Origin of the sequence: Streptomyces sp. NPDC087440 (assembly GCF_044744005.1) — a bacterium.
Classification (GTDB): Bacteria; Actinomycetota; Actinomycetes; order Streptomycetales; family Streptomycetaceae; genus Streptomyces.
In genome coordinates this window covers 33,916-50,430 of record NZ_JBIUXN010000007.1, presented here as the reverse complement: position 1 = coordinate 50,430, position 16,515 = coordinate 33,916, and the positions used below count along the sequence as shown (strand labels likewise).

Below are 16,515 nucleotides of genomic sequence, written 5' to 3'. Positions count from 1 at the left end.
TGAAGTAGCGACGGTCCGGCGTTCAACCCGGACCTAAAAGGAGCGAAGTGGCTAAGGTCCGGGTATACGAACTCGCCAAGGAGTTCGGTGTTGAGAGCAAGGTCGTCATGGCCAAGCTCCAAGAACTTGGTGAATTCGTCCGTTCGGCGTCCTCGACGATCGAGGCGCCGGTTGTACGCAAGTTGACTGACGCACTGCAGGGCCCCGGCGGCAACGCCGGCAAGTCCGCAGCGAAGCCCGGCGCGCCCCGCAAGGCGACGCCTGCCAAGCCCGCGGCACCGTCCGCGGCCACCCCGGCTCCGGCGGCCCCGCGCCCCGGCGCCCCCAAGCCCGGTGCACCGGCCCCCAAGCCGGCCGCCGCCGAGGCGCCCAAGAGCGAGCCCACGGCCCCCGCCGCGACCCCGGCGGCCGCCGGTCCGCGTCCGGGTCCCAAGCCCGCCCCGGCCAAGCCGGCCCCGGTCACCCCGGTTCCGCAGGCCGAGTTCTCCGCCCCCGCGCCGGCCCAGAACGCTGCTCCCGCAGCGCCGCAGGCCCCGCGTCCCGCCGGTGCCACGCCCGGCCCGCGTCCGGCTCGTCCGGCCCCGGCCCAGCGTGACGGCGGCCCGCAGGGCGGCCAGCGCGACAACCGCGGTGGCGAGCGCGGCGGCGACCGCCCCGCGCGTCCCGCCGGCCAGGGCGCCCCGCGCCCCGGCGGTGCCCGTCCCTCGGGTCCCCGCCCCGGCAACAACCCCTTCACCTCTGGTGGCTCCACCGGCATGGCGCGCCCGCAGGCGCCCCGTCCGGGTGGCGCGCCCCGTCCCGGCGGTGCCGGTGCGCCCGGTGGCGCCCCGCGTCCGCAGGGCGGCCCCGGCGGCGCTCCGCGTCCGCAGGGTCAGGGCCAGGGCGGCGCAGGCCGTCCGAGCCCCGGTGGCATGCCCCGCCCGCAGGGTGGCGCTCCCCGTCCGGGCGGCGCTCCGTCCGGCAACCGCCCGAACCCGGGCATGATGCCGCAGCGTCCGGCTGCCGGTCCCCGTCCTGGTGGCGGTCCCGGTGGCGGCGGTCGCGGTCCCGGTGGCGGCGCTGGTCGTCCGGGTGGCGGCGGCGGTCGTCCCGGTGGCGGCGGCGGCTTCGCCGGTCGTCCGGGTGGCGGCGGTGGCGGCTTCGCAGGCCGTCCGGCCGGTCCCGGTGGCGGTGGCGGCGGCTTCGCCGGTCGTCCCGGTGGCGGCGGCGGTGGACGTCCCGGCTTCGCCGGCCGTCCCGGTGGTCCCAACGCACGTGGTGGCACGCAGGGCGCCTTCGGCCGCCCCGGCGGTCCCGCGCGTCGTGGTCGCAAGTCGAAGCGTCAGAGGCGCCAGGAGTACGAGGCCATGCAGGCCCCGTCCGTGGGCGGCGTGATGCTGCCTCGCGGCAACGGACAGACCGTCCGCCTGTCGCGCGGTGCCTCGCTCACCGACTTCGCCGAGAAGATCAACGCCAACCCGGCGTCGCTCGTCGGCGTGATGATGAACCTCGGCGAGATGGTCACTGCCACGCAGTCCGTCTCCGACGAGACGCTGAAGCTGCTCGCCGACGAGATGAACTTCATCCTCGAAATCGTCAGCCCGGAGGAGGAGGACCGCGAGCTTCTCGAGTCCTTCGACATCGAGTTCGGCGAGGACGAGGGCGGCGAGGACATGCTCGTCTCCCGTCCGCCGGTCGTGACCGTCATGGGTCACGTCGACCACGGTAAGACCCGCCTTCTGGACGCGATCCGCAAGACGAACGTCGTTGCGGGCGAGGCCGGTGGCATCACGCAGCACATCGGTGCGTACCAGGTCGCCACCGAGGTCAACGGTGAAGAGCGCGCCATCACCTTCATCGACACCCCCGGTCACGAGGCGTTCACCGCCATGCGTGCCCGTGGTGCGAAGTCCACCGACATCGCGATCCTCGTGGTCGCGGCCAACGACGGTGTGATGCCGCAGACGATCGAGGCGCTCAACCACGCCAAGGCCGCCGGTGTCCCGATCGTCGTCGCGGTCAACAAGATCGACGTCGAGGGCGCCGACCCGACCAAGGTGCGCGGTCAGCTCACCGAGTTCGGTCTGGTGGCGGAGGAGTACGGCGGCGACACGATGTTCGTCGACATCTCGGCCCGTCAGAGCCTCAACATCGAGGCCCTGCTGGAAGCGGTCATCCTGACCGCGGACGCTTCGCTCGACCTCCGGGCGAACGCCGAGATGGACGCACAGGGCATCGCGATCGAGGCCCACCTCGACAAGGGCCGTGGTGCTGTCGCCACCGTCCTCGTCCAGCGCGGAACGCTCCGCGTCGGCGACACGATGGTCGCGGGCGACGCCTACGGCCGCGTGCGCGCCATGCTCGACGACAACGGCAACAACGTGCAGGAAGCGGGTCCCTCGACCCCCGTCCTGGTGCTGGGTCTCACCAACGTCCCCGGCGCCGGCGACAACTTCCTCGTCGTCGAGGAGGACCGCACGGCCCGGCAGATCGCCGAGAAGCGTGCCGCTCGTGAGCGGAACGCGGCGTTCGCCCGCCGTGGCGTCCGGTTCTCCCTGGAGAACCTGGACGAGGCCCTCAAGGCCGGTCTGGTGCAGGACCTCAACATCATCATCAAGGGTGACGCGTCCGGTTCTGTCGAGGCTCTCGAGTCCTCGCTGCTGGCGCTCGACGTCTCCGACGAGGTCGACATCCGCGTCCTGCACCGTGGTGTGGGTGCGGTCACCGAGTCCGACATCGACCTGGCGACGGGTTCCGACGCCATCGTCATCGGATTCAACGTCCGTGCGGCCGGCCGTGCTCAGCAGATGGCCGAGCGCGAGGGCGTCGACGTCCGCTACTACTCGGTGATCTACCAGGCCATCGAGGAGATCGAAGCAGCGCTCAAGGGCATGCTCAAGCCGGAGTACGAGGAGGTCGAGCTCGGTACCGCGGAGATCCGCGAGATCTTCCGCTCGTCCAAGCTCGGCAACATCGCCGGTGTCCTCATCCGCTCGGGCGAGGTCAAGCGCAACACCAAGGCGCGCCTCGTCCGCGACGGCAAGGTCATCGCCGAGGACCTCAACATCCAGGGTCTGCGCCGCTTCAAGGACGACGTCACCGAGATCCGCGAAGGGTTCGAGGGCGGTATCAACCTCGGCAACTTCAACGACATCAAGATCGACGACGTCATCGCGACGTACGAGATGCGGGAGAAGCCGCGCGGCTGATCGCCACGTAGCGACACCGTAGCCCGGGGCGGAGCCCCTGATGTCAGCGGTAGAGGTCGGGGCCGCTCGGCGGAGATTATTTCCGTCGAGCGGCCCCGGCCGTTGCGTGTACGGTTCTGGTGTCCCTGCCAAGCAGTGGCAGCGGCACATGAACCCGAACCGGCGGGACATCCGGACACACATGTATGTGGGGACTCTGTCCTTCGACCTCCTGCTCGGCGACGTACGGTCGCTGAAGGAGAAACGCTCCGTCGTCCGGCCGATCGTCGCCGAACTGCACCGCAAGTTCGCGGTCAGCGTGGCGGAAGTCGGCGATCAGGACCTCCATCGCAGGGCCGAGATCGGGGTTGCGGTGGTGGCCGGCGACACGGGGCACCTCACAGACGTACTGGACCGGTGCGAGCGCATGGTGGCCGCCCGGCCCGAGGTGGAGTTGCTGTCGGTACGGCGGCGGCTGCACAGTGACGAAGACTGAGCAAGAACACACAAGGAGAAGGACCAGTGGCCGACAACGCTCGGGCGAAGAAGCTGGCGGACCTCATTCAGCAGGTCGTCGCCGAGAAGCTCCTGCGCGGGGTCAAGGACCCGCGTCTGGGGACGCACGTGACGATCACGGACACCCGCGTCACCGGTGACCTGCGGGAGGCCACGGTCTTCTACACGGTGTACGGCGACGACGAGGACCGTGCCAACGCGGCGGCCGGACTGCAGAGCGCCAAGGGCGTCCTGCGCTCGGCGGTCGGGCAGGCGGCGGGCACCAAGTTCACGCCCACCCTCACCTTCGTGGCGGACGCCCTCCCGGAGAACGCCAAGACCATCGAGGACCTCCTCGACAAGGCGCGGGCCACCGACGCCAAGGTGCGCGAGACCTCCTCCGGCGCGACGTACGCCGGTGAGGCCGACCCGTACAAGAAGCCCGGTGACGACGACGAGGACGACGCCACCGCATGAGCAACGCAGTAACGAAGACGCCGGACGGCCTTGTCATCGTCGACAAGCCGTCCGGCTTCACTTCGCACGACGTCGTCGCCAAGATGCGCGGGATCGCCAAGACCCGCCGCGTCGGCCACGCCGGAACGCTCGACCCGATGGCCACCGGCGTCCTCGTCCTGGGCGTCGAGAAGGCCACCAAGCTGCTCGGCCACCTCGCGCTGACCGAGAAGGAGTACCTGGGCACCATCCGGCTCGGCCAGGACACCCTGACCGACGACGCCGAGGGCGACATCATCACGTCGACCGACGCCTCCGCCGTCACCCGCGAGGGCATCGACGCGGGCGTCGCCAAGCTGTCCGGCGACATCATGCAGGTGCCGTCCAAGGTCAGCGCCATCAAGATCGACGGCAAGCGCTCGTACAAGCGGGCCCGCGAGGGCGAGGACTTCGAGATCCCGGCCCGCCCGGTGACCGTCTCCTCCTTCCAGGTGTACGACGTGCGCCCGGCCGTGGCGGAGGACGGCACCCCGGTCGTCGACCTGGTCGTCTCCGTCGTCTGCTCCTCGGGCACGTACATCCGCGCCCTCGCCCGCGACCTGGGCGCCGGTCTCGGCGTCGGCGGCCACCTCACGGCGCTGCGACGCACGCGGGTGGGTCCGTACGGTCTGGACGCGGCCCGCACCCTGGAGGCGCACCAGGAGGAACTGGCCGTCATGCCGATCGCGGACGCGGCGGCCAAGGCGTTCCCCCGCTGGGACGTGGACGAGAAGCGCGCCGGGCTGATCATGAACGGCGTACGCATCGACATGCCCGCGCACGAGCGCAACCCGGTGGCCGTGTACGGCCCCGACGGGCGCTTCCTGGCCCTGGTCGAGGACCAGAAGGGCAAGGCCAAGAGCCTCGCCGTGTTCGGCTAGCTCCTGCGCGAGCGGCGACACCGTGGAGCGGGCGGACTTCGTGCCGCCCGCTCCACGGTCCCCTCCCGCTTCCCCCTGTACTGGGTGTGTCCGTTTCACCCGTCCGATTCACCCCTACGGGCGGGCGCTCGGAGTGAATGCGGGGAGTGACGGGGGGCGCTTTCGGCAGGCGTTCTTCTGCCGCTGATCATCCTCTGCCTACGGTCGTGGGCAGGGGGTGTTCCTTTATGGCGGCGGACGGGACTCGGCCGGACGAAGGGTCCGGGCCGGGCGAGCGGCCGGGTCCGGTCCCGCCGGCGGCGCTGGTGCGGATCTGCGACCTGGCCGGGCGGCCGCGCGGCACCGGCTTCGTCGCCGACGACCTCGGCACCGTCGTCACCAGCCACGAGGCCGTCGACGGCCTCACCCGACTGGTCCTGCACGCCCCCGGCGACCGCACCTGCCTCGCCGAGCACGACGCCATCACCCCCCTCCCGGAGCACGGGCTCGCCCTCGTCCGGACCTCGGGCCTCGACGTGCGCCCGCTGCCGGTGACCGGGCGGCGCAAGGTCGCGGTCGGGACGTACGTACGGCTGGCGGCCGGGGGCTGGCGGGAGGCGCGGGTCCTGGGGGCCGCCCCAGTGACGTACACGGCGACCGACCGCTTCCACCTCCTGGACTCCGCGATGGAGCTGGCGATGGGCACGGCGGGCAGCGACGCGCTGCGCCTGGGCGGGGCGGCGGCGGGCGGACCGGTCCTCGACGCCGCCACGGGCGCCGTCTTGGCCGTCCTCGGTACCTCCCTCCACTCCGCGCACCGGGCGGCCGGGTTCGCCGTACCGCTCGGGGGCGAGGACGACGGCCCCCTCGGCGAGCTGCTCCGGCGCAACGCCGCGACCGTCCCCGCGTACGGCGAGGACCTCAACCTGGCGGGCGCCCTCCAGCTCACCGGGACCTCCGTCGGCCCGGTCGGCGGGCCCGGCATCTGGCGCGACCCGGTGGAACGGGCCTGTCTGCGCCGGGAGTTCGAGGACTTCACGACCTCCTCGGCCTACGTCCTCGGGCTGGTCGGCACCCCCGGCACCGGCCGCACCACCGAGCTGCGCGCCCTCGCCGCCCGCCGCGCCTGCGGGCCCGAACCCGCCCCCACGGTCTGGCTGCGCGGGGCCGACCTGCGCAACGCCGACGGCTCGGTGGCGGACGCGGTGGGCCGGGCGCTGGCCCAGGCGGGCCGGATCGTCGCGGCATCCGGGACCCCCGGCGACATGTCCGTCGCCACACCCGAACGCGTGGCCCGGCTGGCGGCCGACGCGGGACGCCCGCTCCTCGTCCTCCTCGACGGACCGGAGGAGATGCCGCCCGTCCTCGCCCACCGCCTCCCGGAGTGGACGTCCGGCACCGCGGACTGGCTGCACACGAACGGGGCGCGGCTGGTGGTGGGCTGCCGCCCCGAGCACTGGGAGCAGGCGGAGCTGCTCCACCCGGCCCCCCGCACCGTCCCGATCGGCGACTTCTCCTCCCCGGAGGCGGTGTACGCCCGCGAGCGGTACGGCATCGAGGCCGGGGCCCTGCGCGACGCCGACGCCCGCCACCCGCTCACCCTGCGGCTGCTGGCGGAAGTACGGGCGGCGATCCCGGACGGCACCGCCGGGGTGCCCGGCTGCCCGACCCGCGAGGAGGTCTTCGAGGCGCACCTGGCGCTGATGTGCCTGCGGGTGGCGGTACGGGTGGCTGCCGCCCGCCGCCCGGCCGTGCGGGGAACGGCGGTGCGGCGGCTGGCGGCAGAGGTCTCGGGCCGCGTCCACGAGGCGGCCCGCCGCTGCCTGGGTCCGGGCCAGGGCGAACTGGACCGTACCTCCTTCGAGGAGATCTTCCCGTGGCGGACGGGCTGGGCCTCGGCCGTCCTCACGGAGGGCATCCTGACCCCGGCCGGCAGCGGCTACCGCTTCGCCCACGAGGAGCTGGCCGACTGGATCCAGGGCGCGCACTTGGACCTGGGCGAGGCGGTGGAGGGCCTGGTGTGGGCATCAGCCCACTCAGCCGGTCCGGCGTTTGAGGACGCGCGGGCGCAGCCCGTGCAGGGGTCCGGGGCGAAGCCCCGGCACGAACCGCAACCCGACAACCAGCCGCGCGGCGAGCGCTTTGGGGAAGGGGCGGGGAGGGGCACCACCGGGGTCCGGGGCGAAGCCCCGGCGGCCCACATCACCACCGCGGAACGGGCCCCGGAGGGCCAAGCCCCCACCGGCGAACCCCCCGTGCGGGGTGCGGGGGACCCCGCCCCGACAGCCCGCATCCTCCCCGTCCCCCGCCACCGCATCGGCCCCGTCGTCGAAGCCATGCTCCTCCTGGAACGCCACCTCGGCCACCCCCAACTCACCCACCGCATGCGGGAGTTGATCGAGGCCCTCGACACCCTCGACACCGACGACGCCCACTGGTGGGCCTCCCGCCTCCTCGGCGAGACCCTCCTCCGCGTCCCCGACCTCGCCCCCTACCGCCCCGTCCTCAGGGAGCTGGCCGAGACCCTCACCGCCCGGTCGCTGCGCGCCGGCGACCCGCCCGGACTCGGAGGGTTCGCCCGTTTCGGCCCCTGGTTCTGGGAACGTCTCAACCTCGACCAGGCCGAACGCATCGACCTTCTGCGCGTCCTGGTCCCCGCCGACGGCCCCCCGGAGACCTCCACCGCCCCCCGCCACCTCGACTCCGTCGCCCGCATCCTCGTCGCCGACGTCCGCCGCGTACAGGTCCTGCTCTGCGCCTGGTTCGACGACACCCGCCCCCTCCCCGGCGGCGCCCGCCTCACCGTCGCCGAGGTCGCCCAGGCCCTCCTGCACACCCACCGCGGCCTCGCCCTGGACGACCTGGTGGAGACCCTCGTCCAGGCCGGGCACCCGCGTGCCGACGAACTCCTGCACGTCCTGGCCGCTGACGAACCTGCCGCCCTGTGCCGGGCCGTCGACCGGTGGGCGCACGACGAGCGGGCCGAGCGCAGGGTGGCCGCGGCCTCGTACGCGGGGGTGGTGGCCCCGTACGCGACGAGCGGCGCGGACCGGGAACGCCTGAGGTTCGCCGCGCTGGCGCTGCTCGCCCGGGGCGGCGACCTCAGCCTGCACGGGGCCGCGCTCGCGCTCCTGGTCCGCGACCCGGCGTCGCGCTCGCGGTTCCTGCCGCGCGCGGTGGCCGCGTTCGTGGTCGGGGAGCCCAAGGTCCCGGCCCAGGCCCTCGTCAGCGCCCTCGGCACGCACCCCGAGCCGGTGCTCGCCGCACTCCAGACCGCGCTGCACTCGGCCGGACCCCGGGCGGGCGAGGTGCTGCGCGCCCTCTCCGGGGTGCACACGCCCGCGCTGGCCCGCCGGGCCGCCGCCCTGGTCGCGGAGTACGTGGCGCGCAGACCGGAGGGGGCGGTGCACGCCGCCGCGTTCGTCGAAGAGCGGCTGGAGAGCGGGCCCGGAGCACGGGCCGTGCTGTTTCCGCTGGTCAGCGGGATGCTGCGGGGCAGCCCCTGTGAGGTGCGGAGCGCGCTGGCACCGGTCCTGGCCGCGCCCGGGACACCGGTGTCGGGGCCGCTGCGGGCCGAGTTGCTCGACGTACTCCTGGAGTACGAGGAGTACCTGCGCGACGACCCGGCGCACGGCCGGGACTTCGCCGTGCTCGACGCCGTGCTGCGGGCCGCCGCGCTCGGCGCGGACACCCGGGACCGGGCGCGGACCCGGGAGCTGGTGCGGCGCACGGGCGCGCTGCTGGTGCGCACCCCCGAGGGGGCGTCGGGCTTCGACCGGCGGCTGGTGGCGCTGGCCCGGGAGGTGCCGGGGTTCGCCCGGCTGGTGGCGGGGTGGCTGGAGGGCGCGCCGGGGGAGTGGGCGGCGATGGTGGGGCCCAGCTCGCGCCGGATGGTGGGGGTACTGGCACAAGCGGGCCTCTCCGGGGTCTGAGCCCCGGGTCCGAGGACACCGATGCGGGGGGCCGCGCCGGGGCATGGCAGTCTTAGACCTGCGTAAGAGCATGTTCAGGGGGTCCGTCCGGAACCCCGGGCAGCCACCACCACGTACCCAGACGTACACAAGGAGCGGTCACAGTGCAGCGCTGGCGCGGCTTGGAGGACATTCCCCAGGACTGGGGACGCAGCGTCGTCACCATCGGCTCCTACGACGGCGTGCACCGCGGGCACCAGCTGATCATCGGGCGGACCGTCGAGCGCGCCCGCGAGCTGGGCGTGCAGTCGGTCGTCGTGACGTTCGACCCGCACCCGAGCGAGGTCGTGCGGCCGGGCAGCCACCCGCCGCTGCTGGCCCCGCACCACCGGCGCGCGGAACTGATGGCGGAACTGGGCGTCGACGCGCTGCTGATCCTGCCCTTCACGGCCGAGTTCTCGAAGCTCAGCCCCGCCGACTTCGTGGTGAAGGTGCTGGTCGACAAGTTGCACGCGCGGCTCGTCGTGGAGGGTCCCAACTTCCGGTTCGGGCACAAGGCCGCCGGGAACGTGGAGTTCCTGGCCGAGCTGGGTCCCACGTACGACTACGGCGTCGAGGTCATCGACCTGTTCGTCAGCGGTGCGGCGGGCGGCGGCGAGCCGTTTTCCTCCACGCTGACCCGTCGCCTGGTCGCCGAGGGCGACGTGGCCGGGGCCGCCGAGATCCTGGGCCGCCCGCACGCCGTCGAGGGCGTCGTGGTGCGCGGCGAGCAGCGCGGCCGCGAACTGGGCTACCCGACGGCGAACGTCGAGACGCTGCCGCACACCGCGATCCCCGCCGACGGCGTGTACGCGGGCTGGCTGACCGCCGACGGCGAGCGGATGCCCGCCGCGATCTCGGTCGGCACCAACCCGCAGTTCGAGGGCAAGAAGCGGACGGTGGAGGCGTACGCCATCGACCGGGTCGGCCTGGACCTGTACGGGATGCACGTGGCCGTCGAGTTCCTGGCGTACGTGCGCGGCATGGCGAAGTTCGAGTCGCTGGACGGGCTGCTGGAGGCCATCGCCGACGACGTGAAGCAGGCGCGGTCGCTGACGGCGGACGCGGACGCGAAGTAGCGGATACCAGAAGGGGCCCGCCGGAAGATTCCGGCGGGCCCCTTCTGGTACCCCCTAGCCCGTGTGCACCTCCAGTGCCACCCGCACCGCCGACTCCAGCGCCCCCTCGATCCAGGCGGGCTTGATCGAGGTGTGGCAGCCCGCGAAGTGCAGGCGGCCCTCGGCGGCGGGGATGTCGGGGAAGAGCTCCGTGTGCTGGCCGGGCAGGAGCACGGACGCCTCCCCGTACGCATACGGGTCGCGCATCCAGGACTGGGTCTTGCCGACGCCCGTGTAGAACACCTCGATCCGCTGCCCGTACACGTCCTGCACCCCGCCCAGCGCGCGCGGGTAACGCTCCTCGTCGTCGAAGCAGTCCCACTTCAGCGCGTCGTCGGACCAGCTGTAGGAGGCGAGCAGCACCCCGCCGTCGCTGCCGGGGACCGGGTGGGAGGGCTGGAACATGAACCGGTTGGCGTTGTCGGTCACCGACCCGCCGCCCCGCAGGTGCGCCGCCTGTGGCTGCTCGTGCATGCTCGCCCGGTGCGCAGCGTAGTGCGCCCGCTGCCCCGGGGAGACGTGCCCCTTCGGTACGGAGGAGTGGGCGCCCAGGAGCGACCCGTCGGCGGGAGCCCTGCCCCGCCGGTACTCCGCGTACAGGCCCGGCCGGACCGCCTCCAGCTCCCGCTTCCAGTCCTGCTCCTCGAACTCCCACCAGCGGCGGGAGAATTCGAGGAGCACCTTGGTCGCCGAGTCGTAGTGCACCTCGGTGACCGCGCGCCGCTTGCCGTAGGAGAGGGCGGGCGTGAAGGTGACGTGGCGCAGACCGCTGAAGGGGACGGTCAGGATCACTTCGTCGCCGTGGAAGGTCTCCTGCTCGACGTCCGCGCCGCCCCGGCCCTCGGAGACGGTGTGCACGCTCACCCCGCGCTCGCCGTGCTCGACGCGCACCGCCCGCCGGTCCAGCCGCACGACGTCCTTCACCTTCTCGTAGAGCGCGTCGGCGAAGGTCGCCGTGCCGCCCGGGAGCTCGTAGAAAGCGGTGTCCGGGCTGATGAGGGCCGCGGACAGGAAGCTGTGCACAAAGCCGAGGTTGAGCCGGGAGGTGAGGTTCTCGACGGTGCCGATCAGGTCGATCGTGGCCTCGTCCAGCTTCGCCTGCTCGGTCAGGTAGCGGTTCATGGAGTGGTTGCCGTACGTCTCGACGACCGTCGCCCAGCCCTCCACCAGTGCCTCGCCGCTCTTTCCGTCGATCAGCGCGCGGACGGGCGCGAGCGCGGAGCGCAGGATGTCCGAGGCGGTCCTGTCCTCGAACGCGGCGGGGACGCCGAAGGAGCGGTTGAGCGGGCGCGGGTCGCGCCGGTAGTCGGCCCGGCGCACCCGGACGCCGTTGGCGCAGATCCAGGTGTGCAGGGCCGGCTTGCCGGCGGCGTCCACATCGGTGAGGTGGAAGCGACGGCGCTTCAGGCCGAGGGCGTCCATCAGCCCGGTGGCCAAGGGGTGACTGGCGGGGATGCGCATCGCGCCCGCCTCGGCGTACTGCTTCGGGTCGGCGAAGGGCGGCTCCGCCTGCTCGTGGCCGCCCGCCCGGAAGGTCTTGATCCGGCCGCCGACCCGGTTGCCGTTGGCCTCGATCACCGTCACCTTGTGCCCCGCCTGCTTCAGCAGGTGCGCGGCGGCCATCCCGGCCGGGCCCGCGCCGACGACCAGCACCTTCTTGGGGGCACGGCGGCTGCGGGGCAGGCCGTCACCGAGCAGGATGCGGGTGTAGCGCGGTACCAGGGGCTGATTGTCCCGGTCCAGGACGAGGACGGCGCGGGCCACGGCCCGGCAGACCTCGCGGGGGGCGGGGGCCGCGGCGGGCGGGCTCGCGGCGACGGCGGTGGGGAGGGCGCCGGAGCGGGAGGGCAGGGCGAGGCTCGCGGCGAGGGCGGCGGTGCCGGTGGCCGCCATGACCGTACGCCGAGAAGGTGGTGTGTTCATGATTCATACGTTCGGGGGCCGGGGTCCGCTGGCGGCGGCGCACACACGGACGGGTGTGCTCGTTCACCCGTATCGCCCAACGGGGGGCATCCGGCTCCGCGTGCGGCCCCGGGACACCTGCGGCAACGTGGTGGGCGATCCACATCCCCGTACCCCTGGGAAAGGCGAGACCGTGACCGACGCCGAAAGCACTTTCGACAAGCTCAAGGGCAAGGCCAAGGAAATGGGCGGCAAGGCCACCGGCAACGACCGGCTGGAGTCCGAGGGCCAGACCGACCAGCTCAAGGCGAAGGCCGAGGAACTGGGCAACAAGGTCAAGGACAAGGTCGAGGGGATCAAGGACTCCCTCACCGGCAACAAGAAGGACGACGCCTGACACCGTGCCGCTGTGCCGCGTTGACGCCGTGACGTGTTGACGCCGTGCCGCTGTGACGGGCGGGAGAGGGCCCCGGTGTGTGCACCGGGGCCCTACTCCTGCGGCCCCCCTGGCGCCGGGACCCGCCGGACCGCCGCCCAGTGGCACGCCACCTGTGCCCCCTCCGCGTGGGCGGGCAGCACCGGAAGCGGTTCCGTACGGCACTTGTCGGCGACGCCCGACGTCTCCGCCCGGCCCGAGGCGAGGATCTGGCAGCGGGCGTGGAAGCGGCAGCCGGACGGGATGCGGGAGGGGTCGGGGGGTTCGCCGCTCAGCACGACGGGTTCGCCGTCCGCCTCGGGGAGGACGGACAACAGGGCCTGGGTGTACGGGTGCTGAGGGTGTGTCAGTACGTCTTCGACCGGGCCGGTCTCCACGATCCGGCCCAGGTACATGACCGCCACCCGGTCCGCGATGTTCCAGGCCAGCCCGAGGTCGTGCGTCACCACCAGGGCGGACAGGCCCAGTTCGTCGCGCAGCCTGAGCAGCAGGGCCAGGATCTCGCCCCGTACGGAGGCGTCCAGGGAGGCCACCGGTTCGTCGGCGACGATGAGTTCGGGGCCCAGGACCAGCGCCCCGGCGATGACGACGCGCTGGCGCTGCCCGCCCGAGAGCTCGTGCGGGTAGCGCAGGAAGAAGCGCTCGGGCGGACGCAGGCCGGCCCGGGAGAGGGCCTCGGCGACGGCCTCGCGCTCGTCGCCCGCGTACCCGTGGATGCGCAGGCCCTCGGCGACCGCGTCGTACACCGTGTGCCGGGGGTTGAGGGAGCCGCTGGGGTCCTGGAGGACGAGCTGCACGCGCTTGCGGTACGCCTTCAGGGCGCGTGCCCGGTAGTCCAGCGCCTCCCCGCCGAAGCCGACCTCCCCCGCGGTGGGCCGCACCAGCCCCAGCAGGGTCCTGGCCAGGGTGGTCTTGCCGCAGCCCGACTCACCGACGAGCGCGACGATCTCACCGGGGGCGACCTCCAGATCGACCCCGTCGACCGCCTGCGCGGGGGGCGCGCCGCGCCGCCCGGGGAAGGTGACGTGCAGGCCCCGGGCGGCGAGAAGGGCGACGTCGGTGGTGCTCATGAGGCGGAAGCTCCCTGGGGGGTCGCGGACGAGACGTGGACGCACGCCGCCCGGTGCTGGGCGGCGGCCTCCCGCAAGGGCTGGTCCTCCTCCGCGCAGGAGGCCAGGGCCACCGGGCAGCGGGGGTGGAAGGTGCAGCCCGAGGGGAGGCGGGCCGGGTCCGGCGGGTCGCCGGGCAGACCGCGCGGGGCCCGGCGGGAGGCCGGGTCGCCGATGCGGGGGAAGGCGGCGGACAGGGCCTGCGCGTACGGGTGGTGGGCGGAGGTGTGGACCGACGCGGCCGGGCCCTCCTCGACCACCCGGCCCGCGTACATCACCGCGAGGCGGTCGCAGGTGTCGGCGAGGACCGCCAGGTCGTGGCTGATCATGAGGAGGGAGATGTTCTGGTCGGCCACCAACTGCTCGATCAGGCGCAGGATCTGGGCCTGGATCATCACGTCCAGCGCGGTGGTCGGCTCGTCCGCGACGATCAGGTGCGGGTCGCAGGCCAGGGACATCGCGATCATCACGCGCTGGCGCTGGCCGCCGGAGAGCTCGTGCGGGTAGGCGTCGGCACGGGCGGCGGGGAGGCCGACCTGTTCGAGGAGGGCCGCCGCGCGGGTGCGGGCGGCGGCCGGGGTGGCCCGGCCGTGGATCAGGAGCGGCTCGGCGATCTGGTCGCCGATGCGGTGCACGGCGTTCAGGGAGTGCATCGCCCCCTGGAAGACGATCGAGGCCCCCGCCCAGCGCACCGCCCGCAGACGGCCCCACTTCATCGTCAGCACGTCCTCCCCGTCGAGGAGGATCTCCCCGGTCAGGTGCGCGGATGCGGGCAGCAGACGCAGCAGGGCCAGCGCGAGGGTGGACTTCCCGCAGCCCGATTCGCCCGCCACGCCCAGCTTCTGCCCCGCGGCGAGCGTGAGGTCCACGCCCCGGACGGCGTGCACGTCCGCCCCGTACCGGACATGGAGGTTGCGGAGTTCCAGGACAGGTGCAGGTGTGGTGCTCAACGGCTCGTCCCCAGCTTCGGGTTGAGTACGGACTCCACGGCGCGCCCGCACAGGGTGAAGGCGAGTGCGACGACCGCGATGGCCAGGCCGGGCGGGGCCAGGTACCACCAGTGGCCCGACGACACCGCGCCCGTCTCCCGCGCCTCCTGGAGCATGCCGCCCCACGAGACGACGGTCGGGTCGCCCAGGCCCAGGAAGGCGAGGGTGGCCTCGGTGAGGATCGCCGAGGAGATCAGGAGGGTGGTCTGCGCGAGGACCAGCGGCATGACGTTGGGCAGCACGTGCCGGGCCATGATGTGACCGTGGCCGCCGCCCAGCGCCTGGGCGCGTTCGATGTACGGCCGGGACTCCACGGCGAGCGTCTGGGCCCGTACGAGACGGGCGGTGGTCGGCCAGGACGTCACCCCGATCGCCAGGACCACCGTCCACACGCTCTGCGAGAGCACCGTCGCCAGCACGATCGCCAGGACCAGCGCGGGCATCACCAGGAACCAGTCGGTGATCCGCATGACGACGGTCGCGAACCAGCCGCCGAAGTGCCCGGCGAGGATGCCGACCAGCGTGCCGATGGCGACCGAGAGGGCCGCCGCCATCAGGCCCACGGCCAGCGAGATCCGCGCCCCGTACAGCAGCAGCCCGAGCAGCGGACGCCCGTACTGGTCGGTGCCGAGCGGGAAGCGCGAGCTGGGGGACTCCAGGGCCGTGCCGGGCGCGTCGGTGACGTTCTGCACGTCACCGCCCACCAGCAGCGGCGCGGCCAGCGCCAGGGCGGCGATCAGCAGCAGCGCCCCCAGCCCGTACAGGCCCGCCCGGTGCGACCGGTACTGCCGCCAGAAGCGGGCGACGGACGTGCGGCGGCGCTCCCAGGTGAGGGAGCGGGCCGTGCCCTTGGGCGAGGGGGTGGATGCGGACGTCGTCATCGGCCCACCCGGGGATCGAGCAACGGATAGAGGAGGTCGGCCAGCAGGTTCATCAGGATCATCGCCCCCGCGAACACCACGAACAGCCCCTGGATCAACGGCAGATCGGGCACCGGGATCGCCTGGTAGAAGAGCCCGCCGAGCCCCGGCCAGGAGAACACCGACTCCACCAGGATCGACCCCGCCGCCACGTGCCCCAGGTTGATGAACACCATCGTGACGGTCGGCAGCAGGGCGTTCGGCACGGCGTGCCTGCGGCGCACGAGTGCGTCCCGCAGCCCCTTCGCCCGTGCCGTCGTCAGGTAGTCGCTGCCCATCTCGTCCAGCAGCGAGGACCGCATCACCAGCAGCGTCTGCGCGTACCCGACCGCGACGAGGGTCAGCACCGGCAGCACCATGTGGTGCGCCACGTCCAGCACGTGCCCGAAGCCCGTCTCGGACCCCGACTCCATGCCGCCGGTCGGGAACAGGCCCGGAATCGGCCCGATCCCCACCGAGAACACGATGATCAGCAGCAGCCCCAGCCAGAACGACGGCACCGACCACAGCGTCAGCGCGACCCCCGTGTTCAGCTTGTCGCCCAGCCGGCCGTGCCGCCACGCCGACCGGGTGCCCAGCCACAGTCCGACCGCCGAGTAGATCACCACGGCGACACCCGTCAGCAGCAGCGTCGCCGGGAACCTCTCCGCGATCAACTCGCCCACGGGCGCGTGGAATTGGTACGAGATCCCGAGGTCGCCGGTGAGCGCCTTGCCGCAGTAGTCGGTGAACTGCTGCCACACCGGCGCGTCCAGGCCGAACTGCCTGCGCAGCACGGCCAGTTGCTCCGGCGACACCGCGCGGTTGCGCGTCATGGTCTTCACCGGGTCGCCCGGAATGATCCGGAACAGGAAGAAGCTGGTGACGAGCACGGCGAAGAGCGAGACGGCCGCGCCGCCCAACTTCCCCGTCACGTACAGCAGATACGCGGTCTTCGGCCCGGCCGCGGCGCGCGCCAGGACGCCCCGCGACGGCCCGGACTTCACCGGGCCGCCGCCGGGCTCCCGCACCACGGCGGGGGTGCTCGCCGCGGTCATGCGGTGCCGCTCGCGGGTGGGGGTGTGGACGTGTCCA

General features: G+C 73.2%; 12 protein-coding genes. 7 read left to right on the top strand and 5 right to left on the bottom strand.

Features of this window, described 5'->3' with window-relative positions:
- Positions 1-47: 47 nt before the first annotated feature.
- The 6 genes from infB to ACIO3O_RS16490 all read left to right on the top strand — a co-directional run bounded on the left by infB (position 48) and on the right by ACIO3O_RS16490 (position 10,046).
- On the top strand, positions 48-3,188 hold the full coding sequence (gene infB / locus ACIO3O_RS16515) for a translation initiation factor IF-2 (protein WP_401745993.1): 3,141 nt from the start codon (positions 48-50) through the stop codon (positions 3,186-3,188).
- 181 nt (positions 3,189-3,369) lie between these two features.
- Positions 3,370-3,663, top strand: coding sequence for a DUF503 domain-containing protein (locus tag ACIO3O_RS16510; protein ID WP_189825910.1), 294 nt, complete (start codon positions 3,370-3,372; stop codon positions 3,661-3,663).
- A gap of 26 nt (positions 3,664-3,689) precedes the next feature.
- The gene (gene rbfA / locus ACIO3O_RS16505) at positions 3,690-4,139 is read left to right on the top strand and encodes a 30S ribosome-binding factor RbfA (RefSeq protein ID WP_401745991.1); all 450 of its coding nucleotides are present in this window, start codon (positions 3,690-3,692) and stop codon (positions 4,137-4,139) included.
- Positions 4,136-5,038, top strand: coding sequence for a tRNA pseudouridine(55) synthase TruB (gene truB / locus ACIO3O_RS16500; RefSeq protein ID WP_401745989.1), 903 nt, complete (start codon positions 4,136-4,138; stop codon positions 5,036-5,038). The genes rbfA and truB overlap by 4 nt, the downstream gene beginning before the upstream one ends.
- Positions 5,039-5,265: 227 nt before the next feature.
- Positions 5,266-8,949 (top strand): trypsin-like peptidase domain-containing protein, encoded by a 3,684-nt coding sequence (locus ACIO3O_RS16495; protein ID WP_401745987.1) that lies wholly within the window; start codon positions 5,266-5,268, stop codon positions 8,947-8,949.
- Between the two features lie 143 nt (positions 8,950-9,092).
- Positions 9,093-10,046, top strand: a complete 954-nt coding sequence (locus tag ACIO3O_RS16490; RefSeq protein WP_401745984.1) for a bifunctional riboflavin kinase/FAD synthetase — start codon at positions 9,093-9,095, stop codon at positions 10,044-10,046.
- Between the two features lie 54 nt (positions 10,047-10,100).
- On the opposite strand, the gene ACIO3O_RS16485 is transcribed toward ACIO3O_RS16490, so the two are convergent.
- On the bottom strand, positions 10,101-12,008 hold the full coding sequence (locus ACIO3O_RS16485) for a flavin monoamine oxidase family protein (RefSeq protein ID WP_401745982.1): 1,908 nt from the start codon (positions 12,006-12,008) through the stop codon (positions 10,101-10,103).
- 172 nt (positions 12,009-12,180) lie between these two features.
- On the opposite strand from ACIO3O_RS16485, the gene ACIO3O_RS16480 reads away from it, so the two are divergent.
- Positions 12,181-12,384 carry a CsbD family protein gene (locus ACIO3O_RS16480; protein WP_401745980.1) on the top strand — a complete coding sequence of 68 codons (204 nt, stop codon included), beginning with the start codon at positions 12,181-12,183 and terminating at the stop codon, positions 12,382-12,384.
- A 92-nt stretch (positions 12,385-12,476) separates the two neighbouring features.
- Here the strand turns inward: ACIO3O_RS16480 and ACIO3O_RS16475 are convergent, their stop codons facing one another.
- Genes ACIO3O_RS16475 through ACIO3O_RS16460 form a run of 4 tightly spaced genes read right to left on the bottom strand, consistent with a single transcriptional unit; the run spans position 12,477 to position 16,478 of the window.
- Positions 12,477-13,493 (bottom strand): oligopeptide/dipeptide ABC transporter ATP-binding protein, encoded by a 1,017-nt coding sequence (locus ACIO3O_RS16475; RefSeq protein ID WP_401745978.1) that lies wholly within the window; start codon positions 13,491-13,493, stop codon positions 12,477-12,479.
- A complete protein-coding gene (locus ACIO3O_RS16470; RefSeq protein WP_401745976.1) occupies positions 13,490-14,482 on the bottom strand; it encodes an ABC transporter ATP-binding protein in 993 nt (330 codons plus the stop codon). Before ACIO3O_RS16470 ends, ACIO3O_RS16475 begins: the two co-directional genes overlap by 4 nt.
- Entirely contained in the window at positions 14,479-15,402 is a 924-nt protein-coding gene (locus tag ACIO3O_RS16465) for an ABC transporter permease (RefSeq protein WP_401745974.1), read from the bottom strand. The genes ACIO3O_RS16470 and ACIO3O_RS16465 overlap by 4 nt, the downstream gene beginning before the upstream one ends.
- The gene (locus tag ACIO3O_RS16460) at positions 15,399-16,478 is read right to left on the bottom strand and encodes an ABC transporter permease (protein WP_401745972.1); all 1,080 of its coding nucleotides are present in this window, start codon (positions 16,476-16,478) and stop codon (positions 15,399-15,401) included. Before ACIO3O_RS16460 ends, ACIO3O_RS16465 begins: the two co-directional genes overlap by 4 nt.
- Between the last annotated feature and the right edge of the window lie 37 nt (positions 16,479-16,515).

What these genes read in the sequence shown, in the direction of transcription:
- ACIO3O_RS16485 (WP_401745982.1), bottom strand. Translation starts at nt 12,008, where the DNA reads ATGAACACACCACCTTCTCGGCGTACGGTCATGGCGGCCACCGGCACC.
- ACIO3O_RS16475 (WP_401745978.1), bottom strand. Translation starts at nt 13,493, where the DNA reads ATGAGCACCACCGACGTCGCCCTTCTCGCCGCCCGGGGCCTGCACGTC.
- ACIO3O_RS16460 (WP_401745972.1), bottom strand. Translation starts at nt 16,478, where the DNA reads ATGACCGCGGCGAGCACCCCCGCCGTGGTGCGGGAGCCCGGCGGCGGC.
- ACIO3O_RS16495 (WP_401745987.1), top strand. Translation starts at nt 5,266, where the DNA reads ATGGCGGCGGACGGGACTCGGCCGGACGAAGGGTCCGGGCCGGGCGAG.
- ACIO3O_RS16510 (WP_189825910.1), top strand. Translation starts at nt 3,370, where the DNA reads ATGTATGTGGGGACTCTGTCCTTCGACCTCCTGCTCGGCGACGTACGG.
- ACIO3O_RS16465 (WP_401745974.1), bottom strand. Translation starts at nt 15,402, where the DNA reads ATGACGACGTCCGCATCCACCCCCTCGCCCAAGGGCACGGCCCGCTCC.
- truB (WP_401745989.1), top strand. Translation starts at nt 4,136, where the DNA reads ATGAGCAACGCAGTAACGAAGACGCCGGACGGCCTTGTCATCGTCGAC.